The sequence below is a fragment of the Micromonospora zamorensis genome (genome assembly GCF_900090275.1).
Lineage (GTDB): Bacteria > Actinomycetota > Actinomycetes > Mycobacteriales > Micromonosporaceae > Micromonospora > Micromonospora zamorensis.
In genome coordinates this window covers 2,682,980-2,707,374 of record NZ_LT607755.1, presented here as the reverse complement: position 1 = coordinate 2,707,374, position 24,395 = coordinate 2,682,980, and the positions used below count along the sequence as shown (strand labels likewise).

Annotated in this window: 24 protein-coding genes; 3 read left to right on the top strand and 21 right to left on the bottom strand. The window is 69.2% G+C overall.

What is annotated here, in order from left to right:
- Positions 1-3: 3 nt before the first annotated feature.
- From GA0070619_RS11645 to metH, 8 genes are all read right to left on the bottom strand, one after another.
- The gene (locus GA0070619_RS11645) at positions 4-504 is read right to left on the bottom strand and encodes a hypothetical protein (protein ID WP_088948077.1); all 501 of its coding nucleotides are present in this window, start codon (positions 502-504) and stop codon (positions 4-6) included.
- A complete protein-coding gene (locus tag GA0070619_RS11640; RefSeq protein WP_088948076.1) occupies positions 501-1,091 on the bottom strand; it encodes a CDP-alcohol phosphatidyltransferase family protein in 591 nt (196 codons plus the stop codon). Before GA0070619_RS11640 ends, GA0070619_RS11645 begins: the two co-directional genes overlap by 4 nt.
- The gene (locus GA0070619_RS11635; RefSeq protein WP_088948075.1) at positions 1,088-1,315 is read right to left on the bottom strand and encodes a hypothetical protein; all 228 of its coding nucleotides are present in this window, start codon (positions 1,313-1,315) and stop codon (positions 1,088-1,090) included. Before GA0070619_RS11635 ends, GA0070619_RS11640 begins: the two co-directional genes overlap by 4 nt.
- Positions 1,316-1,672: an ArsR/SmtB family transcription factor gene (locus tag GA0070619_RS11630; RefSeq protein WP_088948074.1), complete on the bottom strand. Its 357-nt coding sequence runs from the start codon at positions 1,670-1,672 to the stop codon at positions 1,316-1,318.
- Positions 1,673-2,182: 510 nt separating this feature from the next.
- Positions 2,183-2,869 carry a Type 1 glutamine amidotransferase-like domain-containing protein gene (locus tag GA0070619_RS11625; protein WP_088948073.1) on the bottom strand — a complete coding sequence of 229 codons (687 nt, stop codon included), beginning with the start codon at positions 2,867-2,869 and terminating at the stop codon, positions 2,183-2,185.
- A gap of 226 nt (positions 2,870-3,095) precedes the next feature.
- Positions 3,096-3,422 carry a zinc finger domain-containing protein gene (locus GA0070619_RS11620; RefSeq protein ID WP_088948072.1) on the bottom strand — a complete coding sequence of 109 codons (327 nt, stop codon included), beginning with the start codon at positions 3,420-3,422 and terminating at the stop codon, positions 3,096-3,098.
- 778 nt (positions 3,423-4,200) lie between these two features.
- Positions 4,201-4,629 (bottom strand): hypothetical protein, encoded by a 429-nt coding sequence (locus tag GA0070619_RS11615; RefSeq protein ID WP_157743978.1) that lies wholly within the window; start codon positions 4,627-4,629, stop codon positions 4,201-4,203.
- Positions 4,630-5,884: 1,255 nt separating this feature from the next.
- Positions 5,885-9,385, bottom strand: coding sequence for a methionine synthase (gene metH, locus GA0070619_RS11610; RefSeq protein ID WP_247668084.1), 3,501 nt, complete (start codon positions 9,383-9,385; stop codon positions 5,885-5,887).
- 277 nt (positions 9,386-9,662) lie between these two features.
- Here metH and GA0070619_RS11605 point away from each other — a divergent pair, with 277 nt between their 5' ends.
- Positions 9,663-10,532: a PAC2 family protein gene (locus tag GA0070619_RS11605; RefSeq protein WP_030332815.1), complete on the top strand. Its 870-nt coding sequence runs from the start codon at positions 9,663-9,665 to the stop codon at positions 10,530-10,532.
- Positions 10,533-10,658: 126 nt separating this feature from the next.
- Complete coding sequence (locus GA0070619_RS11600) at positions 10,659-11,450, top strand: GntR family transcriptional regulator (protein ID WP_088948070.1); 792 nt, start codon at positions 10,659-10,661, stop codon at positions 11,448-11,450.
- Between the two features lie 178 nt (positions 11,451-11,628).
- Here the strand turns inward: GA0070619_RS11600 and mshC are convergent, their stop codons facing one another.
- The 4 genes from mshC to GA0070619_RS11580 all read right to left on the bottom strand — a co-directional run bounded on the left by mshC (position 11,629) and on the right by GA0070619_RS11580 (position 15,171).
- Positions 11,629-12,867 carry a cysteine--1-D-myo-inosityl 2-amino-2-deoxy-alpha-D-glucopyranoside ligase gene (gene mshC, locus GA0070619_RS11595; protein ID WP_088948069.1) on the bottom strand — a complete coding sequence of 413 codons (1,239 nt, stop codon included), beginning with the start codon at positions 12,865-12,867 and terminating at the stop codon, positions 11,629-11,631.
- A 66-nt stretch (positions 12,868-12,933) separates the two neighbouring features.
- Positions 12,934-13,752, bottom strand: a complete 819-nt coding sequence (locus tag GA0070619_RS11590) for an SCO1664 family protein (RefSeq protein ID WP_088948068.1) — start codon at positions 13,750-13,752, stop codon at positions 12,934-12,936.
- A complete protein-coding gene (locus GA0070619_RS11585; protein ID WP_088948067.1) occupies positions 13,749-14,333 on the bottom strand; it encodes a DUF3090 domain-containing protein in 585 nt (194 codons plus the stop codon). The genes GA0070619_RS11590 and GA0070619_RS11585 overlap by 4 nt, the downstream gene beginning before the upstream one ends.
- A gap of 115 nt (positions 14,334-14,448) precedes the next feature.
- The gene (locus GA0070619_RS11580) at positions 14,449-15,171 is read right to left on the bottom strand and encodes an MSMEG_4193 family putative phosphomutase (protein ID WP_088948066.1); all 723 of its coding nucleotides are present in this window, start codon (positions 15,169-15,171) and stop codon (positions 14,449-14,451) included.
- Positions 15,172-15,330: 159 nt separating this feature from the next.
- Between GA0070619_RS11580 and GA0070619_RS11575 the strand changes: the two genes are divergently transcribed.
- Positions 15,331-16,059 carry a YoaK family protein gene (locus tag GA0070619_RS11575; RefSeq protein ID WP_088948065.1) on the top strand — a complete coding sequence of 243 codons (729 nt, stop codon included), beginning with the start codon at positions 15,331-15,333 and terminating at the stop codon, positions 16,057-16,059.
- Between the two features lie 27 nt (positions 16,060-16,086).
- Here the strand turns inward: GA0070619_RS11575 and GA0070619_RS11570 are convergent, their stop codons facing one another.
- From GA0070619_RS11570 to GA0070619_RS11530, 9 genes are all read right to left on the bottom strand, one after another.
- Positions 16,087-17,748, bottom strand: coding sequence for an ammonium transporter (locus GA0070619_RS11570; RefSeq protein WP_231927379.1), 1,662 nt, complete (start codon positions 17,746-17,748; stop codon positions 16,087-16,089).
- 27 nt (positions 17,749-17,775) lie between these two features.
- The gene (yut, locus tag GA0070619_RS11565; RefSeq protein ID WP_088948064.1) at positions 17,776-18,801 is read right to left on the bottom strand and encodes an urea transporter; all 1,026 of its coding nucleotides are present in this window, start codon (positions 18,799-18,801) and stop codon (positions 17,776-17,778) included.
- Between the two features lie 21 nt (positions 18,802-18,822).
- Positions 18,823-19,740: an urease accessory protein UreD gene (locus GA0070619_RS11560; RefSeq protein ID WP_088948063.1), complete on the bottom strand. Its 918-nt coding sequence runs from the start codon at positions 19,738-19,740 to the stop codon at positions 18,823-18,825.
- Positions 19,737-20,366, bottom strand: a complete 630-nt coding sequence (ureG, locus tag GA0070619_RS11555) for an urease accessory protein UreG (RefSeq protein ID WP_088948062.1) — start codon at positions 20,364-20,366, stop codon at positions 19,737-19,739. The genes GA0070619_RS11560 and ureG overlap by 4 nt, the downstream gene beginning before the upstream one ends.
- A 66-nt stretch (positions 20,367-20,432) precedes the next feature.
- Positions 20,433-21,110 carry an urease accessory protein UreF gene (locus tag GA0070619_RS11550; protein ID WP_231927378.1) on the bottom strand — a complete coding sequence of 226 codons (678 nt, stop codon included), beginning with the start codon at positions 21,108-21,110 and terminating at the stop codon, positions 20,433-20,435.
- Positions 21,111-21,132: 22 nt separating this feature from the next.
- On the bottom strand, positions 21,133-21,696 hold the full coding sequence (locus GA0070619_RS11545; protein WP_088948060.1) for an urease accessory protein UreE: 564 nt from the start codon (positions 21,694-21,696) through the stop codon (positions 21,133-21,135).
- Between the two features lie 61 nt (positions 21,697-21,757).
- On the bottom strand, positions 21,758-23,476 hold the full coding sequence (locus GA0070619_RS11540; RefSeq protein WP_088948059.1) for an urease subunit alpha: 1,719 nt from the start codon (positions 23,474-23,476) through the stop codon (positions 21,758-21,760).
- Positions 23,477-23,524: 48 nt separating this feature from the next.
- Entirely contained in the window at positions 23,525-23,986 is a 462-nt protein-coding gene (locus GA0070619_RS11535) for an urease subunit beta (RefSeq protein WP_088948058.1), read from the bottom strand.
- 44 nt (positions 23,987-24,030) lie between these two features.
- Positions 24,031-24,333, bottom strand: coding sequence for an urease subunit gamma (locus GA0070619_RS11530; RefSeq protein ID WP_088948057.1), 303 nt, complete (start codon positions 24,331-24,333; stop codon positions 24,031-24,033).
- Positions 24,334-24,395 lie beyond the last annotated feature (62 nt).

Genomic DNA, 24,395 nt, shown 5'->3' with positions numbered 1-24,395 from the left:
TGCTCAGTAGCCAGCGAAGTGCGGAGCCAGCGCGATCGTCACGAAGCGGATCGTCCGGCCCAGCAGGCAGGTCACCGCGAAGGCCGTGGAACGCATGGGTGTACGGCCCAGGTAGACGCTGGCGGCCAGCAACGGCGGGAACCCGGTGATGGCGCTGACCAGCAGCATCCCGGTGGCCTGGCGAGGGCGTTCCATCACCTCGACGAGTCGCGCCCCGGCCGCCTTCGGACGGGCGAGCATCGTCGCCAGCCGCCCCGCCGGCTCCCGCACGGCGGGTGTGCGCCTGCTGAGCCGGCCTTGCAGCCAGGACGAGTGGATCGCGCCGCGCGCGGCGAGGAAGATCAGGACCTTGCCGGCAGTCTGACCGGCCGCGGCAGCTACACCCAGCGCCACCGACGGCGCGCCGGTCGTCGCCACGGCCGCGATCAGGTACGGCTCGGCCGGTGTGAACGGCAGGAAGGCCGACAGGACCCCGACGGCCGCAGCCGCCAGGACGGCGATCATGGCCGGGTGTGCGGCAGGCCCGCCGGCAACTTGGCGGCGCAGACCAACGAGACGACCTTCACCGCGGCGATCGCGAGGGCGAACGTGACGGCCACGGCCGTCGGGGCGACGATCGCCAGGATCACCACCGCGGCGGTGTTCAACGCCTTCGCAGGCGGCGACCAGTTCCACAGGTAGATGCGGCGATCGACGCTGGCGAAGTAGTTCGGACTCAGCAGCGGCCAGCGCAGGAACATCAGGCTCAGCAGCTGGTCGATGACCATGAACTGGACGAGAAACACCGCGACCGGCAGGGCGGTGGCGGGCCGCAGCACGACCAGCGCGGCGGCACAGGCCGACGTGCAGGCACGGTCGGCGACGATGTCGAAGACCGCGCCGGTGCGCGTCTCCTGCCCCAAGGCCCGGGCGGCGGCGCCGTCCAGGATGTCACCGATCCAGTAGATCAGGTATGCGGCGACGAGCAGGTGGACGCTGCGGTGGGTCAACGCCGCCACGGCGAGCGCCACCGAGATGGCGGTCCGGACGGCGGTGATGGCGTTGGGGACGTTGACCAGCGTGACCGGCGGGCTGAGGCCGAGGGCTGTCATTCGGCGTCCTTGAGGATGCGGTGCATCTCGGCGGTGCGTCGGTTCAGATCGGCCAGCTGCGCGCCCATGTCGGCGAGCAGGCGCTGCGTTTCGGCGGCCTGCTCCGCGTACTGCCGCTGCAGTTCGCCGGAGACGGCGACCCGCTTGCGGACGCCGGCATACCAGATGGCCGCGATGACCACGGCGGCGATGACGATGAGGAAGACCGAGGCGGCGATGTCCATCTAACTGTTTCCTTTGGGTACGGCGTCGCCGTCTCCGGCGGTGCTCAGGGTCGTGGCGGCGACCGCCACCACGTCGGGCGTGAGGTGCAGTGAGAACGGGGTGGCCTCGTAGTACTTGAGTGCCTTGCCGTCCGCGGACAACTCCAGATGCGCGGTGACCAGCCCCGCCTTTTCCAACTTCTTGAGGTGCACCTGGAGCAGCGCGCGGCTGATGCCCAGGTCGCGGGCGAGTTGTGAGACGTAGGCGCGTTCGCCGGCCAACGCCGCGAGCACACGCAATCGGTGCGGGCTGGCCAGCGTGGCGAGGACCTCGACCAGCCGGTCACCGCTCAGCTCCCATACCTCACCTTGGCTCATGCCAACTATTATTGGCATACGCAAGTCAGAGCGTCAACTCGGGGTGGGGCGAGCGGCGCCGGAAGCGTATTTTCGACGCAACCGTCCGAATCCAATGGGGTAGCTGCCCGGCGGCGGCGCGGCTCTACGACCGCCGGCGTCTGAGGCCGACCTCGTGGCGGCGCAGGAGGCAGTCGGCCGGCCGCTGCCGCCGGACCTGCGGGCCTGGTGGTTGTACGCCGACGGGGCGCATTCCGGCCTTCAGGTCGACGGAGGGTGGCTCATCCCGCCCGGCTTCGTGCCCTACCCGATCGGTGAACCGTTGGAGAGTCGACGCTTGTGGATGGACGGCGGCCCCAGGAACGGCTGCGTGATGGAGTTCCATCGGGACACTGGCGCACTGGCGCACTGGCGCAGCCACCATGGGCAGATGTGGCCGACATGCTCGACGACATTGCCGAGCAACTGGAGGAAGGCGAGGCGGAACTCGATGACTCAGGTCGGATCGACTGGCCATGATGTCCGTCTCGGTCAGGGGTTGATCAGTCTCCAGTCGCCTTCGGAGATGACCTCAACCGTGCCATCGACCACCTTGATGGCGGTGTTGTCGTCGATGGCGTAAGTCGGGACCGGGATTCCGGACGCCCATTTCTGGATGTTGGACAGCTCGGTGTCCTCCATCTCCGGATGGTTGAGGTGGGGGTACAGAGTGAAATCCACCAGCCCCAGCGCCCGATCGGCGTCCTGCGCCATGTCGCTGCCGTCAGGGACGAATTGACTGTCGAATTCGGCGTCGCAGTTGTACGGGGTGACCGCGATGCTCCCGGCACTGACCCCCACGTAGACCGTGTCACTCAACGACGGCAGGAGGTCGGCCAGGCCCGACTGACGCAGCCAATAGGTCAGGTACAGCACATCGCCGCCCCAGACGAGGAGGGCATCGGCCTCCCGGACCGCCGGGACCCAGTTCTCCTCTCGAATGGTCGGCAGCGCGGTGAGCTCCAACATCCCCAGGGATTTCCAACCGAGCTGGGACAGCGGGATTGAAGCCTGGCCGTGGATCGCCTTCCATGCCCTCTCAGCTCCACCGGGGAAGGGGTAGACCGCGGTGGGGATGAACAGGGCCGTGGATTCGGCGATCGGCTTGCCCAGCAGGTCGACGAGCGCATCGGAGATGCTCGGGTTACAGATGCCCGACGACGTGAGAAGAAACTTCATGGAATCCGCTCTCCTGAAGCCACCACATGACGGCGATCATGTTGTCCATTGAGGCCAGCGTCCCGGCTCGCCGAGCCGAGCGACACACCGCTGGATCATCCGCTGGCGGCCGTCCAACCGTCAACCGCCTCCGCCCGCAGCGCTCCGCGAGCTGCACGGCAGGAGCCGAGCATGCCTCGGTGGCAGCTCGGTCCTCGTGACACGCTGCGGGTCCGGGCAGGAGACGTCAGCGAAGCGGATCGGGGAAGGGGACTTCTCCCCTCAGCGCCTTCTCGGCCAACTCCGTCCGCTCCGCATGAAGAACGTTGTCCTGCAGAGGGTGCCTGGGCACGTTGACACACCGCTGACCTGCCAAGACCTCGCACACAGGGCATTCCAGGAAGAGCCCGTTCGACGGCACCAACTCGACGCCCTGAGACAGCGCCGCCCTGCCGATCTTGACGATCGAGTGGTACAGGTCGGGGTCCTGATGCCGGGCCGCGGCAGCAGCGACCTCCCGCAGCCCTTCCCAGAACCGTTCGGCAGCCCTTGGCTCCTCCACGTTGATGCGCACGCCAGCGCCTGCCCGCAACCAGGCCGACGAAACCCCGGCACGGTCTCGGACTCGTTCACACCAACAGATCTCAGCCGCCCGCCACTTGGCGTTGTATTGATCGTGAGCGGCCCGGAGACGCCCTGATCGTTACGGGCGGTACGTCCATCGGCAGGACGGCTCCCCCTCCTGAGTGCCACTGCCTCCACTGCCGCAGACGGTTCAGGGAGGGGAGTGGCGCGCCCGGCGAGGTACATAGCCTGACCTGGGAACGGTCTTACGCCACGTCCATCGCTTGATCGTTCCACGAATGCTTGAAGAAGGCGTCTTAGCAGTGGCCCTCCAACCAGGTGTCGACGCCGGCCAAACCTATCTATACCTGACCAGTTAGCAGAGGTGGCTGGTTCCAGGCATAGCGAGCATGCTGGGCCACATCCCCCTAAGCCGGGTCACGAGACGAAATTAGAATTTTCCCATCTCTGGACTGTCCGCGCTAACCCCAGCCTGAGTAGTAGGCTAATCGGTCAGTAATGTCGTACCCGAGTTCGGCGAGCGCCTTGCGGGTTTTCGCATCGTCGGCTACGCGCCGTTCGATTCTGTAGGGAAAATTGCTCCACTCGGCACATCGCCGTTGTTGGGCTGCTCGCGGCTTGGTGGAAGCCCAAGGACTGAGTTGACGACCAGGCGGCCGACCGTCTCAACCTTCGACGACGGTCGGCCTCTTCATCGCGGCCCGGTACGCCTGCTACTGCATCACCAGCTCGTCGTGCCGGTGAGGACTCCTCATGGTGTCCTAGAACTAGCCGCAGTATGTGAGCGTGCAGTAGAGCTGAACGCTGTTGCCGCCGACCTGGCCTTCGGCGTAGAAGTCGTTGTTCGGGTACTGGTTCGCGAGGTAGATCGGCCCGGCGTACTGGCTGTATTGGTTCGCATCCTCCTTCGATCCGTACGTCACCCCGCCGCCTGCGGGCACCCTGACGAGCGTCGCTCTGGTGTATTTCGTCGTGCCGGTGGTATTGAACGTCACGGCACACATGGTGTTACTGTTCCGGTGCTTCGAAACCACGAGACGGCCGTTGGGGAATTCGTGCGCCTTAATGCGCATGTACTCCGAGCCGCCGCAGATTTCCGGTCCAGTCGCCGCGTGCGCCGGGGTCGCCATCCCTCCGACGAGGAGAACCGTGGCGAGCGCGGCGCCAACCCCACTAGCAATTTTCAACTTTTTCATGGCGAGGATTATAGACATGACCCCTGTCGATCTGACTAGCGCCGAGGTGGCGGCCGTGCGCCCGCGGTCTCGACATGCTCGTCCGGTTCATCGGGCTCGCGGATGCGGCTGTGCTCCCACCTGGCTGTGCCACCCTGCTCGCCCACGAAGGGCAGCGGCACCACCTTCCCGAGGAACTTCGCGCCGACGCAGTGGGTCATCCATGCAGGCGCGGACGTGGAGCGCGTCCTGCAGGACTGCTAGGCGACAGCCGGTCATCGGGGTGAGGGCATTGCAGTGATCGCCTGGCTGGAAGCATGGGCGGATGAGGTCGAGGCTACGCAAGCTACACATCGACGGCCGGAGGTTCACCTGGAAGGCCGACATCCGATCCGCATCTGACCCGGACGGTCGTCTGCACCGCTGCATAAGGCTCCGCGTGTGGGGTGCAGGAAAAAACGGTCACGTCCTACAGGTCGACCTGACCGAGCTGCCCTCCTCAGCACCCACCGTTGCCTCTGGCTATCCGTACGTCGAGACCGACGTGCACGGCAGTGGGGAAACGTATCCGTTCCCGACAGCTGCGGACGTACGCATTCTTGTCTGTTACGGGCTGAGCGCTGGTTGGACACCGGAGGCGTTGGGTGGGACGTTCCAAGTCACCCCGGCAGCTGAACTCGAGCTACCGGGGTTTGCCATCACCGATCTTCTATGGGCCGTTGACCAGCACCGCTAGTGCTGGGCGCAGACCGACGGCGTCAGGTGCCCGCACGACAACAATGACCGACTGCCAGAGCTGGCCGCACGTGTCACCCACGTCCCGAGACTGGTCTGTCACCTACATCCTGAGACCCGACATCGCCGGCAGTCCGGCCGGCCCGGTCAGAGGCCAAGGCTCCACCTGATGTTCGCCAAACGATCGGGTGAGGCTGTCTAGAGGAGCTTTGCCGTTCTCGGCGGTGCCGAGCGAGGGGTCGGCCGATGACGTCGCTGGTGGTGTAGGCAGTCATTCCGAGCGTGAGCAGGTGCGGCCGCTGGTCGGCCGTCCAGTCCGCGGTTTCATTGCCTGCTCGGATCAGCTCGGGGGCCACGTGTAGTAGTAGCGACGTCTCCTCCCTACCAGGGAGGGCCTCACGCGCCGGGCATTGATGCGCCCTTCGGTGAGGACCAGGCCGCCGAGGACGTCCCGGAAGCCGTTGACGGCCTGGAGACGGCGTGATCATGGTTCGAGGGCCCTCGGGACGACCGTAATTGCAGGTCAGCGACCTTGCGCCCGTCACTTGGCGTTGAAGTAGCTGGCCTCCGGGTGGTGGACCACGATCGCGTCGGTGGCCTGCTCCGGCATCAGCTGGAACTCCTCGGACAACTCGACCCCGATCCGCTCCGATCCGAGCAGGTCCACGATCTTCGCCCGGTCCTCCAGGTCAGGGCAGGCCGGGTAGCCGAACGCGTACCGGCAGCCCCGGTAGTCGTTGCGCAGCAGACCGGCCAGGTCCGTCGGGTCGTCGTGGCCCAGCGGACGGCCGTCGGGCAGGGTCAGCTCCGCCCGGATGCGCCGGTGCCAGTACTCCGCGAGCGCCTCGGTGAGCTGCACGGACAGGCCGTGCACCTCCAGGTAGTCGCGGTACTCGTTGCGGGCGAACAGCTTCGCCGCGTACTCGCTGACCGGCTGGCCCACGGTGACCAGTTGCAACGCGACCACATCGAGCTGGTCGCCCTTGGGCTTGAAGAAGTCCGCCAGGCAGAGCCGCCGCTCCTGGCGCTGGCGGGGAAACGAGAACCGGGCGCGCTCCGCGTGCCCGTTCTCGTCGAGCACCACCAGGTCATTGCCTTCGGAGTACGCGGGGAAGTAGCCGTACACCACGGCTGCCTCCAGCACCTGGTCGGCGATCAACCGGTCCAGCCAGTAACGCAGACGCGGCCGGCCCTCGGTCTCCACCAGCTCGTCATAGGACGGACCGTTGCCGCCTCGGGCGCCGTTCAGCCCCCACTGCCCACGGAAGGTGGCCCGCTCGTCGAGCAGCGCCGCGTAGTCGGCCATCGGAACGCCCTTGATCACCCGGGTGCCGAAGAACGGCGGGGTGGGCACGGCCACGTCCACTGCCACGTCGGAGCGGGTCGAGGAGTCGTGCAGCTCCGGCAGGGACTCGCTGACCATGGACCGTTGCCGTTCCCGGCGGGCCCGCCGCGCCGCGAGCGCCGCTTCCCGCTCCGGGTCGATCACCGGCGCGCCGCCACGCTTGGCGGTCATCACCTTGTCCATCAGGGACAACCCCTCGAAGGCGTCCCGGGCGTAGTGCACCTGCCCGGGGAACATCGACCGCAGGTCGTCCTCGACGTACGCGCGGGTCAGCGCCGCCCCACCCAGCAGGACGGGCCAGCGCTCCGCGACCCCGCGCGTGGCCATCTCGGCGAGGTTTTCCTTCATGATGACGGTGCTCTTGACCAGCAGCCCGGACATGCCGATGGCGTCGGCGCGGTGCTGCTCGGCGGCGTCCAGGATGGCGCTGATCGGCTGCTTGATGCCGATGTTCACCACCTCGTAGCCGTTGTTCGACAGGATGATGTCGACCAGGTTCTTACCGATGTCGTGCACGTCGCCACGCACGGTGGCGAGCACGATGCGGCCCTTGCCGCCGTCCTCGACGGTCTCCATGTGCGGCTCCAGGTAGGCCACCGCGGTCTTCATCACCTCGGCGGACTGGAGCACGAACGGGAGCTGCATCTGGCCGGAGCCGAACAGCTCACCGACCACCTTCATACCGTCCAGCAGGATGTCGTTGATGATCGACAGCGGGGACCGGCCGCCGGCCATCGCCTCGTCCAGGTCGGCCTCCAGGCCGTTGCGCTCACCGTCGATGATCCGCCGCTTGAGCCGCTCGTCCAGCGGCAGCGCCGCCAACTCCTGCGCCCGGCTGGCCCGGGCGCTGGTCACGTCGACACCCTCGAACAGCTCCAGGAAACGCTGCACCGGGTCGTACCCCTCGCGGCGCCGGTCGTAGACCAGGTCCAGGGCGACCTCGCGCTGCTCCTCGGGGATCTTCGACATCGGCAGGATCTTGCTGGCGTGCACGATCGCCGACGTCAGCCCGGCCTGCACGCACTCGTGCAGGAACACCGAGTTGAGCACCTGCCGGGCGGCCGGGTTGAGCCCGAAGGAGATGTTCGAGATGCCCAGCGTGAAGTTGACGCCCGGGTAGCGGCGGGTGATCTCCCGGATCGCCTCGATCGTCTCGATGCCGTCGCGGCGGGTCTCCTCCTGGCCGGTGGCGATCGGGAAGGTCAGCGCGTCGATCAGGATGTCGGAGCGGTCCAGGCCCCACCGGCCGGTCAGGTCGTCGATCAGCCGCGCCGCGACCCGGACCTTCCACTCCTGGGTACGCGCCTGCCCCTCCTCGTCGATGAGCAGCGCCACCACTGCGGCGCCGTGCTCGCGGACGATCGGCATCACCCGCGCGTACCGGGAGTCGGGACCGTCGCCGTCCTCGAAGTTCACCGAGTTGACCACGCACCGGCCGCCGAGCATCTCCAGACCGGCCTCCACCACGTTCGGCTCGGTGGAGTCCAACATGATCGGGAGCGTCGACGCGGTGGCGAACCGGCCGGCCAACTCGCGCATGTCCTGCGTGCCGTCGCGGCCAACGTAGTCCACGCACAGGTCGAGCAGGTGCGAGCCGTCGCGGGCCTGACTGCGGGCGATCTCCACACAGGCCCGCCAGTCGCCGGCGAGCATCGCATCCCGGAACGCCTTGGAACCGTTGGCGTTGGTCCGCTCCCCCACCATCAGCACCGACGCGTCCTGGGCGAACGGCACCGGGTGGTAGACCGAGGAGACACCCGCCTCGTGCCGGGGCTCACGGGCCGGGGCGGTGACGCCGTGCAACCGCTCGGACAGCACCCGGATGTGCTCCGGGGTGGTGCCGCAGCAGCCGCCGACCAGCCCCACGCCGTACTCGGTGATGAACCGCTCCAGGGCCTCGGCCAGCTCCACGGGAGTCAGCGGGAAGTACGCCCCGTCGGCGGTCAACACCGGCAGGCCGGCGTTCGGCATCACCGACAGCGGGATGCGGGAGTGCTGCGACAGGTACCGCAGGTGCTCGCTCATCTCCGCCGGGCCGGTCGAGCAGTTGAGCCCGATCAGGTCCACCCCGAGCGGCTCGATCGCCGCCAGGGCCGCACCGATCTCGCTGCCCACCAGCATCGTGCCGGTGGTCTCCACCGCCACGTGACAGATGATCGGCACCGACTGGCCCAGCTCGGCCATCGCCCGCTTCGACCCGACCACCGCCGCCTTGACCTGGAGCAGGTCCTGACAGGTTTCGATGATCAACGCGTCCGCGCCACCGACGATCAGGCCGGCGGCGTTCTCCTGGTAGGCGTCGCGCAGGGTCGCGTAGGCGGCGTGCCCGAGGGTGGGCAGCTTGGTGCCCGGCCCGATCGACCCGAGCACGAACCGGGGCCGCTGCGGAGTGCTGGCCGCGTCGGCGGCCTCCCGGGCGATGCGGGCACCCGCCTCGGACAGCTCCCGGATGCGCTGCGGGATGTCGTACTCGGCGAGGTTGGCCAGGTTGGCGCCGAACGTGTTGGTCTCCACGCAGTCCGCGCCGGCGGCCAGGTAGGCGTCGTGCACCCCACGCACCACGTCCGGCCGGGTGACGTTGAGGATCTCGTTGCACCCTTCGAGGCCGTCGAAGTCGTCGAGCGTGAGGTCCGCGGCCTGCAGCATCGTGCCCATCGCCCCGTCGGCGATGAGAATCCGGTCGGCCAGCACATCCATCAACGAAGTCCGCACCCGTTCAGGTTAGTGCCGTCCCCACCGCACCCAGCGCCCCTCGGCACCCGATCCCATATTGTGTCAGCGGGATCACCCTGTCTGGTTCGTTCGTGTATGACCGGTCGTCGGTCCGGTGGACCGGCGCGGCCGACGGGCCGCATCCCTGCCCGGCACGTAGGCTGGCGGACGTGAAGGACAACAGGGACGCCGCTGTGCCACACGGTATGACGACCGGGCGCGATCCCGGCGCCGACCGCGACGAGCAGGGTGAGGTGACGGCGTGACCGAGTTCGACGGACTGCCGGTGCTGCGGTCCCCGGTGGCCATCGCCGCCTTCGAGGGCTGGAACGATGCCGCCGACGCGTCCACCGCGGCCGTCGAGCACCTGGAACAGGTCTGGAACGCGCGGCAGATCGCCGAGTTGGATCCGGAGGACTTCTACGACTTCCAGGTCAGCCGGCCCACCATCACCATGGCCGACGGGGAGACCCGCCGCGTGGAGTGGCCGACGACCCGGTTCATGGTGGCCAGCCCGGAGGGCACCGACCGCGACGTGGTGCTGATCCGCGGCATCGAGCCGAGCATGCGCTGGCGGACGTTCTGCGAGCAGGTGCTGGAGATCTGCCACAGCCTCGAGGTGGAACGGGTGGTGCTGCTCGGCGCGCTGCTGGCCGATGTTCCCTACACCCGGCCGCTGCCGATCAGCGGCAGTGCGTCCGACGCGCAGGCCGCCGAGCGCTACCAGCTCACCCCCACCCGCTACGACGGGCCGACCGGCATCGTCGGTGTGCTGCACGACGCCTGCACCCGCGCCGAGGTCGACGCCGTGTCGTTCTGGGTGCACGTGCCGCACTACGCCAACAACCCGCCGTGCCCCAAGGCCACCCTCGCCCTGCTGCACCGGGTCGAGGAGGTCGTCGACCTGCCGGTGCCGATGGCCGACCTGGCCGAGGAGTCCGCCGAGTGGGAGCAGCGGGTGCGCAGCGCCGCCGAGCAGGACGCCGAGCTGGGCGAATACGTCCGTGAGCTGGAGGAACGGGTCGGCGACGAGGGCATCACCCCGTTGACCGGCGACGAGATCGCCCAGGAGTTCGAGAAGTACCTGCGCCGACGGGGCGGTTCAGCCGGCCCGACCGCCGGCTCCTGGTAGCCAACTGTTCACTGCGGGCCCTCGGACCTTCTCTGGTCCGAGGGCCCGTTTTTTGGCGTGTCCGGGGTGGCGCCGTCACACCCGCTAGGGCATCCTAGGAACCTAGACGTGATCAAGGAGGCGGGTATGCAGATCAATCCCGGGGCCGCCGAGTTCCCGCACCGACAGATTGCCACGCAGCTCAAGGCCCAGGTCCGCCGCGGCGACTGGGGACCCGGCGAGCGACTGCCGTCCATCCCGGCCATCGCCGAGATGTTCGGCGTCGCCAAGCAGACCGTGCAACGCGCCGTCGACCAGCTGCGGGTCGAGGGCATCCTGATCACCAAACCCGGCTCCGGTACGTACGTCCGGGGCACCCGCCGCCGACTCAACCGACTCTCCCGAGGGCGGTACGGCGGCTTCCGCGGCTACCACACCGACCTGGCCGCCCGGTACCGCCAACAACTCGTCTCCGTCGGCCACTCCCCCGCCCCCGCCGAGGTCGCCGACGCGTTCGGGGTGCCCGACGGCACCAACCTGCTCTGCCGGCGACACCTCGTCCGCACCGACGACTCCCCCGTCGAGGTCGGCGCGTCCTGGTTCCTGCCCCGCGACACCGCCGGCACCTCGCTGGAGCGCACCGAGGCCTTCGGCCGCCCCCTCTATCAGGAGGCGGAGGAAGCCACCGGGCGGCGGTACGTCTCCGCCACCGACACGATCAGCGCCCGCCAGCCCAGCCGGGAGGAGGCCGAGACGCTCCAGATCCGGCCGGACACCCCGGTGCTGCACCTGCTGCACGTCGCGTACGACACGCACCACAAGCCGATCGAGGTGGCCCAGGCCACCTGGCCCGGCCCGATGACGACCCTCACCGAGGAATACAAGATCCCTGCCCCGACCCCCGACCCGGAGCCCGACCCCGGCCTGGTCCTGGGCTGACCCCGTCCCGCCCCCGCCCCGCGCGATCCGCGCCCATCCCGGTGACCGACTCGGGTTGCAGGAAATCGGGGCATCACACCGGCCCGGACACCGCGACTTCCTGAAAGCCGAGTCGATCACGACCGCCGCGGCGAGGCGCGCGGCGCTGCGGCACGCGTGCCGTCTGCCGGGAGAGGTGTCAGAGGCGGATGCCCAGGAGGGCGTCCACCGTGTTCGCGAAGAGGGCGGGCGCTTCGGCGTCATCCGTGGCGCCGGCGAGGGTCGCCTCGGCCCAGCGGTCGGCGACCGCCAGGGCACCGGGGGTGTCGAGGTCGTCGGCCAGGCGCTCGCGTACGCCGGCCAGCAGCTCCGCCCCGGACGGCCCGGCCGGCGCGGCGGCGGCCCGCCGCCAACGGTCCAGGCGCTCCTTGGCGGTCGTGAGCAGCTCGTCGGTCCAGGTGCGGTCGCTGCGGTAGTGCCCGGAGATCAACGCCAGGCGGACCGCCATCGGGTCGACCTTGTCGGCGCGCAGCCGGGACACGAAGACCAGGTTGCCGCGGGACTTGGACATCTTCTCGCCGTCCAGGCCGATCATCCCGGCGTGCACGTAGTGCTCGGCGAACGGTGCCTGACCGGTGAGCCGCTCGGCGTGCGCGGCGGACGCCTCGTGGTGCGGGAACAGCAGGTCGTTGCCGCCGCCCTGGACGTCGATCCGGTCGCCGAGCAGGTTCAGCGCGATGACCGCGCACTCGATGTGCCATCCCGGGCGGCCCGGGCCCAGCTCCCCGCCCGGCCAGGACGGCTCCCCCTCGCGGGCGCCACGCCACAGCAGTGGGTCCAGTGGGTCGCGCTTGCCGGCGCGGTCGGGGTCACCGCCGCGCTCCGGGAAGATCTCCAGCATCTGCTCGCGGGTCAGGTTCGACTCGTAGCCGAACCGGCCCGTGGCGGAGATGTCGAAGTAGACGTCGCCGGTGCCGTCGTCGAGGCGGTACGCGGCGCCGTCCTTGACCAGCACCTCGACCTTGTCGGCGATGTCCGGGATGGACTCGACAGCGCCCACGTAGTGCTCCGGCGGGATGATCCGCAGCGCCTCCATGTCCTCGCGGAACAGCGCCGTCTCCCGCATCGCCAGGACCACCCAGTCCTCGCCGTCGCGGGCGGCCCGCTCCAGCAGCGGGTCGTCGATGTCGGTGACGTTCTGCACGTAGCGCACCGGGCGGCCGGCGTCCCGCCACATCCGCTGCACCAGGTCAAACGTGATCATGGTGGCGGCGTGGCCGAGGTGGGTGGCGTCGTACGGGGTGATGCCGCAGACGTACATGCTCCCCGAGTCGGCCGGTTCGCTCGGGTGGACACCCTGCCGCGCCGAGTCGTACAGCGCCAACGGCTCGCCCCTGCCCGGCAGCCGTGGCACCTCGTGTCCCGCCCAAGACTCCATGGGATCAGCCTAGCCAGCCCGACGACGAGGTCGGAGCGCCTCACGGGTGATCAAGATGACAACGGGTCACATGGGTGGCCAGGGGATCGCCGGCCAGTCCTCCGGTGGCTGCGGGAAGCGGCCGGTCTCGCGCAACCGGTCGATCCGGGAGGCCACCTCGGTCACCTCACTGATGGTGAGGTGGTCGGCCAACTCCGCGCCGAGCGCGCCGGCGAGCTGCCCGGCGAGCCCGTCGAGCATCTCCACGGCGTCCGCGGGCAGCTGCTTGCCGGCCCAACCCCAGAGCACCGTACGCAGCTTGTCCTCCACGTGGAAGCTCACCCCGTGGTCCACGCCGTAGATCCGGTCGTCGGCACCGACCAGCACGTGAGCGCCCTTGCGGTCCGCGTTGTTGATTACCGCGTCGAGCACCGCGAGGCGGGCCAGCCGGGGATCGTCGGCGTGCGCGAGGGCGTACGCGGCGCCGTCGTCGTCGCGGGCCGCGGCGATCGGGAACCAGCGTGGCGGCAGCTCACCGGCCGGCAGGAACCCGACCAGCGGCTCGGCGTCCTCCGGCTCGTCGATCCACAGCTGGCAGGAGCCGGGGCCGAACGGGCCGTCGCGCAGCACGGTGGGCGGCACCAGGTCCCAGCCGGTCGCCCGGGAGACCAGGTATGCCGAGACCTCCCGGCCGGCCAGGGTGCCGTCGGGGAAGTCCCACAGTGGGCGCTCGCCCCGGACCGGTTTGTAGACGCAGCGGGCGGTGACCCCCTCCAGGGTCAGGATGCCGCGCAGGGTCGTGTTGGACGCGTCGACCAGCCGACCTTCCAGGTCGAGCACGCCGTCACGCAGCAGCCGCAGCGCGGCGTCGCCGTCCTGGCGAGGCTGGAGGCCGGACGAGGTCACCGGTGATAACCGTTGTGCCGCGGGCACAGGTGCCCGGCGGGGTCCAACGGTTGGCCGCAGAGCGGGCACGGCGGCCGGCCCGCGTTGACCACTCGCCGGGCCCGCTCGATGAACTGGCGGGTCGCCTGCGGGGTGAGCCGGACCCGGAGCCGGTCCAGGTCCTCGTCCGGCTCTTCGTCCTCGTCGTCGTCTTCGTCCTCGTCGTCCTCGTCGCCCAGCTCGACCTCGGGCTCCACCTCGCCCGCGGCGATCGCCTCGATCACCACGGTCGCGGTGTCCACGTCGAAGGCCAGCCCGAGGGTCCCGACCCGGAACTCCTCGTCGACCGGAGTGTCCAGTGGCTCGTTGTCGCCGATCACCGGCGCCAGCTCGGGCAGATCCACCCCGAAGCGACGTTGTGCCTCGGTGAGCAGCTCCTCCAGCTTCTCGGCGAGCAGGGACACCTGGACCTTCTCCAGCGCGACGCTGACCAGCCGGCCGCCGCCGCGAGCCTGCAGGAAGAACGTGCGCTCCCCCGGCGGCCCGACAGTCCCGGCGACGAACCGCTCCGGCGGTTCGAAGGCGTGCACCTGGTGGGTCATACCCACGACCCTATCCGGCCCGCCATGGCACCGCGCACCCCACCGACCCGAATCACCGTGGTCCCCGCCACGCCCGGCGCACCGGCCCTTGCACCCGGGCGTGGCGCACTCCGCCTCACCGGCCGGCCCCCGCGCCGCCGCCCACCGGGGCGTCGGAGTCGGCCGCGCTCGTCGCCGCCCGCGCCGCCCGGCGGCGCTTGCGTGGCGGCGGCGCCAGTGCGGCCAGGTCGCCCCCGGTGTCGTTGAGCCGCAGCAGGAACGGCCGCAGCGTCGTATACCGGATCGCCGTCACCGACGCCGGGTCGGCCACGATCCGCTGAAAAAGATCTAGGTGTACGCCGAGCGCGTCGGCCACGATCGCCTTGATCACGTCGCCGTGGCTGCACGCCAGCCAGACCGCCTCCGGGCCGTGCTCGGAGGTGATCCGCGCATCCCATGCGCGCACCGCCGCGACCGCCCGTGCGGCCATCGCCGCCATCGCCTCACCCTGCGGGAAGACCACGGCGCTGGGGTGCTGCTGGACCACCGGCCAGAGCGGCTCCTTCGCCAGCTTCTTCAGTGGCTGTCCCTCCCAGGCTCCGTAGCCGCACTCGATCAAGCCCTCCTCCACGAGCGGGTCGGCGTCGGGCAGCGCGAGCTCCAGGGTCTGCCGGCACCGGATGAGCGGGCTGGTCACCACTGCGGCGAGCGGCACCGACCGCAGTCGCTCGCCGACCGCGGCCGCCTGGGCCCGGCCCGTCTCGTCCAGCTCGACCGGCTGGCGGCCGGCCAGGCCGCCGTCGGCGTTCGCGGTCGTCCGGCCGTGTCGCAGAAGCAGAAGGGTCGCCACGGGGACCACCCTATGACCTGCGCCCGACCGGCAGCATCGCCCTCCGGCCTGCCCGTGTCCGCGTCGCCCGGTGGGATCGGACGGGAAACGGATCGAGCCGCGGCCTTGGCGGTAAAATACCGAATGCCAGGGTTGTCCGGTTCCTCTGTCCGGAGGGTGTGAAAGGCGATGGGAGACCCGGCACCCGCGCGGCCCTCGGCCATCTCGGACCCGCAGGACGTGTACGGGGAGTTTCGGCGCCCGCTCCTGGTCCTCGCCCTCACCACCGGCATCGCCGGCTTCGTGGACGCGTTCGCCTTCCTGCGCTACGGCGCGTTCGTCGCCAACCAGTCGGGCAACGCCGTCCTCCTGGGCATCGGCCTGGCCGGACGACACGCCGCCTGGCCCGAGTCCGCGGCCTCACTGATCGCGTTCGCCGCCGGGACGGGCGTGGTCTCACAGGTACGCGCGGCACGGAGCCCGTGGTCGCCGTCCTTGCGGGGACTCGCCTGCACCGTGGCCACGCTGGCACTCTGGGCGGTGCTCAACGTCCTGCTCCACCACGGCCGGCAGGGCGGGCCGCCGCGGATCGCGCTGGCCGCCGCGGGTGGCTTCGCCATGGGTGCGCTGGCGACCCTGTTCGTCCGCAGTGCCGGGATCACCACCCACATCACCTACCAGTCGGGCACGGTGGCGAAGATCGGCGAACGCGTCGGGCGTTGGCTCGCCGGACCGGACACCCGCCGGAAGCAGGCCCGCCAGGGCACCTTCCTCGGGCTCCTGGCACTGCTCTGCTACGCCACCGGGGGTGGCATCGGAACGCTGGCGCAGCAACAACCACGCTGGGTGCCGGCCTGGGGAACGCTCGCCCTGTCCACCGTGTCGTTCCTGCTCCGTTCCCGCCGGTCGAAGAGGTGACCGAGGCTCACGCCGACGTGCGCCAGCTCAGCGGACGTCCGTCGCGAGCTGGACGTCCTGCACGAAGCACTCCGAGCGCTCGGCACCGTAACGGCCCAGCACGTCCAGCACGGCGGACACCGCCTCGCGTTCCACCACGACCTCGACCCGGGCGCGGCCCACGAGGTCCTGGTCCTGCCAGTAGCCCCGGGGCAGCGAACGGGCAGTCGGTTCGGCGGTGGAGACCGTGGCGTCGAAGAGCACGATCGAGGTGGCTCCCGCACCGACCAGGGCGTCGCGTAGCTCCCGGGTGGTCGGCAGCAGCGTCGGATTGACCGTCGCGGTGACCAGCCGGGCGTTCTGAAGCGGCCGGGCGGGCCGTTCGGCGCCGCGTTCCCGTCCGGGTTCGCGTCGACGCTGCGGTGCGCCAGTGCCGTTGAGGCCCGCAACACCGCCCAGGTGGTACGCGTCGGCGTCCTGCTGGGCGTGGTCGAGGTTGTCCTGCTCGTCGGCGGGGGCACGGAGCCCGAGGACGGCCTGCACGGCGGCGGCGATCGCCCAACTGAGCACGAAGGAGAAGGCCACCACGGCGACCACGCCGACGATCTGGTGCCAGAGCAGGGACCCGCCGCCGCCGAAGAGGAGACCGTCCTTGCCGAGCGGGTTGACACCACTGTCGCCGAAGAAGCCGACCAGCAGCGAGCCGAGCATGCCGCCGACGAAGTGGACCGCGAGGACGTCCAGCGCGTCGTCGAGCCGGAGCAGATACTTCAACCGCAGCGCGAAGTGGCAGACGATTCCGGCGATCGCTCCGATGGCGATGGCCGAGAGGGTGTTGACGTACCCGGCGGCGGGGGTGACCGTCGCGAGTCCCGCGACAGCGCCGGAGACGCCACCCACGACGGTGCTGTGGCCGTCCTTCAGCCGCTCCGCCACCAGCCAGACGAGCATGCCGGCGGCGGCCGCGAGATGGGTGTTGATCAGCGCCTGGGCGGCGAGCCCGTTGGCCTGGAGTCCGTCGCCGCCGTTGAAGCCGAACCATCCGAACCAGAGGATGCCCGCCCCGAGGATGGTCAGCGGGATGGAGTTGGGCGGGGACGCGGTGCGGGGCCAACCACGGCGGCGTCCGACGACCAGCAGGGTGCCGAGCACCGCGGCTCCCGCGGAGGCGTGGACCACCATGCCGCCGGCCCAGTCCTGGGTGCCGAACCGGGCCAGCCAGCCGTCGGGGTGCCAGAGCCAGTGCGCGACCGGCGCGTAGACCACGATGGACCAGATCGCCAGGAACGCGACCCAGCCGGCGAACCTCAGCCGGCCCGCGGTGGCGCCGGTGACGAGCGCGGGCGTGATCACCGCGAACATCATCTGGTACGCGACGAACGCCAGGGTCGGGATGGTCACCTGGCCGGTGACCACGTGCAGGTGGGGTGCGGGCGGGACCCGAAGGTCGTTGAGGCCGAAGAGTTCGAGGTTGCCGAAGAGGCCGGTGCCGGCGTCGTCTCCGAAGGCGATGGTGTAGCCGACCAGCACCCAGGTCAGGCTGACGACCCCCAACGCGACCATGTTCTGCTGCAACATCGCGAGCACGTTGCGGGTGCGGACCATTCCACCGTAGAAGACGGCCAGGCCGGGGGTCATGAACAACACGAGGCCGGCGCAAACCAGCACCCAGGCGGTGTCGCCCGAGTTCACCGCGTCCTGAGCGAGCACGGAAGCTCACCTCTCCTCTCGGTACGGTCAGACGGAGTGCTTCACCGTCGAGACGACGGTCTCCTTGGCGCGTTCGTGGTTGGGCACCGGCGCGAAGTGCCGTTTGGGCAGCAGCAGCAACCAGGTGGCGATGTTGAAGGGTCCGGTGAGCACCGGGATGGCCAGTGGGGTGAGCACTGTCGCCAGGGCCATCTGGACGAAGAGCGTCAGGGCGATTCCGAAGAGGGTGTAGAGGGTCACCAGCGCTCCGGGACGGTGCAGCACCGCACCAACGGCGATCGCCGTCAACACCGCGTTGAAGCCGAACAGGCCCTTGTCCAGGGAGGCCGCGTCGGCGCCGAACCAGAGCGCCAGCAGTGTCGCGCCGACCGCGCCGATCACCGCGAAGAGCGCCGACCAGCGGGAGTTGACCAGCAGCGCGACCAGGATGATCAGGCCGGTGACCCAACTGTTGATCAGATAGATCTGGGAGACCCCGCGCAGGAAGGTGGGGACCAGGCCCCAGTCGAAGCGGCCACCGGTCAACTGCCCCTCGCCGGGAAACATCGGCTTCAGGTTGGTCAGCACGGTGAACCGGTCGAACTGGTACGCGGCCAGCAGCAGCACCCAGGTGGTCAGCACGAACGGCATGGTGAACGCGGTCAGGCCCCAGGTCTTGAAGATCGCGTTCAGGGCCAGTGTGACAACTGTCGTGGCGATCGCTCCGAGCACCAGGTAGAGCCACATCAACGGCCGGTCGTCGAGGAATGTCGGGACGGCGATCCCGGTCAGCAGCGGGCTGAAGCCGAACAGTCCCTTGCGCAAGGAGGGCTCGTCCACCCGCAGGGCGACGGCCGTGGCGGTGCCGACGACGAGACCGAGGACCGCTCCCCCGAGGATCCGTGGTTGCCCGTTCTCGAACGCTCCCCAGGCGATCGCGACGAGGACGAGCAGCCCGGTGAGCGGGTTGTTCTGCAGGACGACCTGTGCCGGCCCGCGCAGGCAGGCGTCGACGAACCCGATCAGAGGGTTGTGGTCACTCAGCCTGTCCCAGCTGCGGGTCACGCTCGGCACGGCATTCTCCTTGGGGATCCGTCATCGCCAACTGAAGGCCGGCGGGAAGGTCCGGCCGGTCACCTCTTCGCGGGCGGCCACGCAGAAGGCACGGACCGCGGCACGGACCGGCTCGGTCTCCTGGCCGAGGACCTTGAAGATGAGGCCCGCGTCGTTCGGCAGTCGACTGACGGCGCTGGCCAGCGGCGTCTCCTCGTCCCAGACCGGCGTCGAGGTCCGTTCGTAGACGCGGGCGGCCCGCTCCGGGCTGGCGAGGAGTACGACGTTGCCGAAGATGTGGAAGCGATCCATGACGCCGAGCCGCGCCACCGGGAACTGCCCGGGAGCCACCACGAACTTCTCCACGAACAACTGCCGGCCGTCGGGACGCTCCGCGCGCAACGAGGAGGAGAAGAGGTCGTAGGCGAAGAGTTCCCCGTCGCGGTAGTACTTCCGGCCGGGCTGGAGGACCTCGCCGTAGAGCATGGTGGCGCTCTCCGGGAGCCGCACCCGGGTGTCGGTGACGAACCGGCTGCCCCGGTACGGGATCACGGGCTCCGGGAGGTATTCGAGGTAGGTGTCCTCGGCCAGGGTGAAGCGCTGGATCTGCGAGCCGTAGTTCGCGTCCATCTCCTGGATCTTGGTGGCGGCCTGGGTGACCAGGTGCGCCTGGCTGCCCGGTGCCAGGTCGACGTCCATGTGCAGGCGGTCGCCCTGGAGCACACCGCCGGAGGTGGTGAGGATCATGACGCAGGGAAGCTGCGGCATCTCCTCGTCCCAGTAGAGCGCCCGCTGGACGAGCAGCGGTGACTGCCGGTAGAGGTCGTGCAGGATCGTCTGGTCACCGCGCCGTTCGAACCCGAGGCGCAGCACGCCGACCTTGCCGTTGGACGCGGCGGGCAGCTGTGCCGGTTGGTCCTGGTACGGCGCCAGTTCCCGCGCACCGTCCAGTGTGATCATGCGACCACTTCGGCGTCGAAGAGCGCGTTGCGGCGGATCAACGAGACGAGTTCGTCGATGCCCTCACCCGTCTTGCAGTTGGTGAACATGACCGGCTTGCCGTTGCGCGTCACGTCCGCGTCGCGGGCCATGAGCTCGAGGTCGGCATCCACGTAGGGGGCGAGGTCCGTCTTGTTGATCACGAGGATGTCGGACTTGGAGATCCCCGGGCCGTTCTTGCGCGGGATCTTGTCGCCGGCCGCCACGTCGATGACGTAGATGAAGTAGTCGACCAGGGCGGGGCTGAACGTCAGCGTGAGGTTGTCGCCGCCGCTCTCGATCAGCACCACGTCGCTGTCCGGGAACCGGGACTCCATGTCCTCCACCGCCGCCAGGTTCATGCTCGGGTCCTCGCGCACGGCCGTGTGCGGGCAGGCGCCGGTCTCGACCCCGAGGATCCGTTCCTCGACGAGGACCCCGGTCAGGGCGCGCCGGACGTGTTTCGCGTCCTCGGTGGTGACGACGTCGTTCGTGATCACCAGTACGCGCAGCCCGTTGTCCACGAAACGGGGCACGACAGCCTCGATGATCGCGGTCTTGCCGCTGCCCACCGGGCCGCCTACGCCGATACGACTTGCCGACTTCATGATGTGACCAGTCCTTCTGGGAGACGTGTTGAGGGTCAGAAACGTGTGGATCGCGGAGGTCAGCCCTCAGCTCATGAACATCCGCACGTGGATGTGCTGGTGTGCGCCGGCCAGGACGTCGATGTGCGGCCCGAAGGTCTGCATGTCGTCGAGGTCGGCGGTGCGCACGTCGCGGTAGTCGTCGGTGACCTTCTCGTTGACCGCGAACAGGATCGACTGCGCGTCGAGGTGGTCGACCCGCATCAACCGGATGGCGGCGCTGAGCACCGTCGAGGCGGCGCCGTACTGGTGGGCCGCGAACGCGTCCTCCTCGGGCACCCCGAGGTCGGCGAAGACCACCCCGAGCGCGACCGGGTAGGTGACCGGCGCGCCCGACGCCGACTCGCCGAGCCGCTTCTTGAGCAGGGTCTCCCCGACGATCCGGGTCGCGGCCTCCGCCAGCTTGCGCCCCATGCGTACGGACATCGTCCGCATCTCTTCGTTGATCTTGCGCAGGTGGACGGCCTCGTCGGCGCGCCGGATCCGGTCGAGGTCTCCCGCGACGGCGGCACGGTGCCCGGCGAGCAGGGCGACACCGTCCCCGGTGGCGGCGAGCCGGGTGACGGTCCGGACGTAGTCCTGGAGGGTCTCCCGGTCGTGCACGACGCCGTGCTGGACGGCCATCTCCAGACCGCTGGAGAAGGAGAAGGCGCCGACCGGGAAGACCGAGTCGCCGAACTGCAGCAGCTTCAGGGTTTCCGCCATGGTGCGCACCGTCCGGCCCCGCTCAGTTGAGGTCGGCGGGGAGGTGGGAGTGCGGCGTCGAGTCGGCGCCACCGAACAACCGCCGCGACTCGTGCGGCGCGAGGTACGCGATGACCTCGGTGCCGGGAACGAACTCGTGGGTGATCCCGGTGAAGGCGTGGGTGCGCATCACCGAGTCCATGACCTTGCGGTCCACTGTCAGCGGAACGTACATCTTCGTGCCCTTGACCACGGCCGGCCAGTGCTGGTTGCCGATGGCGTGACCGAGCTCGACGGCGGAGCGGATGAGCAGCTCGGCTGACTCGCCGCGCAGCTTGTCGAGGTGGACGACCATCACCTCGCCCAGCTGTACCCGGGCCACCACCGCGGTGGCGGTCAGGTCGTCCCAGGCGAGGACGTCGCCGTCGCGCAGCCGGACGCCACGCGCCAGCGCCACCGACAGCTCCGACCCGGAACTGGTCACCTTGCGGATGCGGCTCTTCTGGGCGTCCCACTGGTCGAGGACCAGGTCGTCGATGCGCGCTTCCTTCAGGCGGAGCGTCCAGTCGGGCTCGTTCATGTTGCCCAGCACCGTCTCGACGAGCACGGGCCTCTCCTTTCGGTCGGTGTGCCGGGACCAGGCACGTACGAGACGGTCCCGACGGGGGTCAGCTGAAGAAGTAGAGCTGGCTCAGGGGCAGGTTCCGGGCCGGCGGCACCGTCGCGTGGACGCCGTCCATCTTCACGGCGAACGTCTCCGGATCGACCTCGAGCTTGGGAAGCCGGTCGTTGCGGACCATGTCCCGCTTGGTGAGCCCCCGGGTCCGGTAGACCGGCATGACCTGCCGTTGGAGGCCGAGCTCCTCGGCGATGCCGGCTTCGTGCGCGGCCCGGGACACGAAGGTCACGCAGGTCTTTGCGAGCTGGCTGCCGTACGCGGCGAACGAGGGCCGGTAGTAGACCGGCTGCGGTGTCGGCAGTGACGCGTTCGGGTCACCCATGATCGACCAGGCGATCATGCCGCCCTTGAGGACGAGCTTCGGCTTCGCGCCGAAGAAGGCCGGCTCCCAGAGCACGAGGTCGGCCATCTTGCCCGGTGTGACCGAGCCCAGCACGTGCGAGATCCCCTGGGTGATGGCCGGGTTGATGGTCATCTTGGCGACGTACCGCAGCACCCGGAAGTTGTCGTTGGCGCTGGAGTCCTCGGCGAGCTTGCCGCGGGCGGTCTTCATCTGCCCGGCGAGCTGGATGGTCCGCAGCCAGGTCTCGCCGACGCGCCCCATGGCCTGCGAGTCGCTCTGCATCATCGAGATGACGCCCTCGTCGAGCAGGACGTCCTCGGCCGCGATCGTCTCGGTCCGGATCCGGCTCTCCACGAAGGCCACGTCCGAGGGGACCTGCGGGTTGAAGTTGTGACAGACCATGATCATGTCGTACAGCTCGGACTGGCTGTTGATGCCGTAGGGCACCGTCGGCGTGGTCGAGCTGGGCAGCACGTTCATCTGGCTGGCGACCTTGATGACGTCCGGCGCGTGCCCGCCACCGGCGCCCTCGGTGTGGAAGGTGTGGATCGTCCGGCCCTCGAACGCGGCGATGCTGTCCTCGAGGTAGCCGCTCTCGTTGAGGGTGTCGGTGTGGATGCTGACCTGGACGTCGAACTCGTCGGCGACGTCCAGGCAGGCCCGGATCACCGCCGGCGGCGCACCCCAGTCCTCATGGATCTTGAAGCTCGGCGCGCCCGCCATGATCTGTTCGACCAGTGGGGCACGGCCGGTGCTGTTGCCCTTCGCCATCAGACCGATGTTGATCGGGATGGTCTCGAAGGCCCGCATCATCGCGTGGAGGTTCCACGGACCCGGGGTGATGGTGACGCCGTTGGTGCTGTCGGTCGGGCCGGTGCCGCCGCCCCACAGGGTGGTGACGCCGTTGCTCAGGGCGGCGTACGCCTGCAGCGGCGTCACCAGGTGCACGTGCGTGTCGATGCCCCCGGCGGTCAGGATGAGGTGCTCGCCGGAGATGGCCTCGGTGCCCGGACCGGTCACCAGCTCGGGGGTGACGCCGTCCATGATGTTCGGGTTGCCGGCCTTGCCGATGCCGGCGATCTTGCCGTCCTTGACACCGACATCGGCCTTGATCACGCCGAGGGTCGCGTCGACGATGGTCACGTTCGTGATGACCAGGTCCAGGCCACCCTGCGCGTTGGTGTACTGGTTGTTGACCCCCATGCCGTCGCGCAGGGTCTTGCCCCCGCCGTACATCACCTCGTCGCCGAGGACCCGGAGATCCTTCTCGATCTCGATGTACAGGTCGGTGTCCCCGAGCCTGATCTGGTCGCCCGTCGTCGGGCCGTACATTCCGGAATATTCTTGCCGCGAAATCTGGCTCATCGAATCATCTCTCCTGCCCGAGGCTGGCAGCCCTGCGGGATAGCGGATCTACTTCTTCTTGTCCTTGGGGCTGTCCTGCTGCTCCGGGGCGAACTTGAAGCCCCGCGTCCTGGCGTTGTGGATCGCCTCGGTGCGGTCCGGCCGGTAGCTGGGGGTCGACTCGCTGCCGCTCCACCCCTGCACCAGGCCGTTGAATCCGTACACGCGCTGCTGTCCGCCGAAGGGGATGAGCTCGACCGTCTTCTTGTCGCCCGGCTCGAAGCGGATGGAGGTCGTCGCCGGGATGTTCAACCGACGCCCGAAGGCCGCCTCACGATCGAAGGCGAGCATCCGGTTGGCCTCGAAGAAGTGGAAGTGTGAGCCGACCTGGATCGGTCGGTCGCCGGTGTTCTGAACGACGACCTCGGTGACCGGCCGCCCCGCGTTCAGCTCCAACGGCTGGTCGCTCAGCACGTAGCCCCCGATGGGTCGCACGTGCTTCGAGTTGGGGCCGGGATGTTGCTTGGCCATTTCCTGCTCCACCTTCCTGGAGATCGCCTCTGGGCTGGCTGCGCCTATCGGATCGGTGAGTGCACGGTGACCAGTCGAGAACCGTCGGTGAAGACCGCCTCGACCTGGATCATGGGCAGCATGTCCGGCACGCCCGGCATCACGTCATCGGCGCTGAGGGTGCTGCGGGCCTCGTTCATGACCTCTTCGACGGTCTTGCCCTCCCGGGCCCCCTCCAGGGCCGCGGCACAGATCACCGCCACGGCCTCGGGGTGGTTCAGCTTGATCCCCCTGGCCTTGCGGGCGTTGGCGACGATGGCCATCGAGAGGATCGTCAGCTTGTCGAATTCCCTTGGTGTCAGATGCACGTCCTGGTCCTTCGCGACTGTCGGTCGGGAGCCGCCATTGCGCCGAGAGGACTCGCCACAGG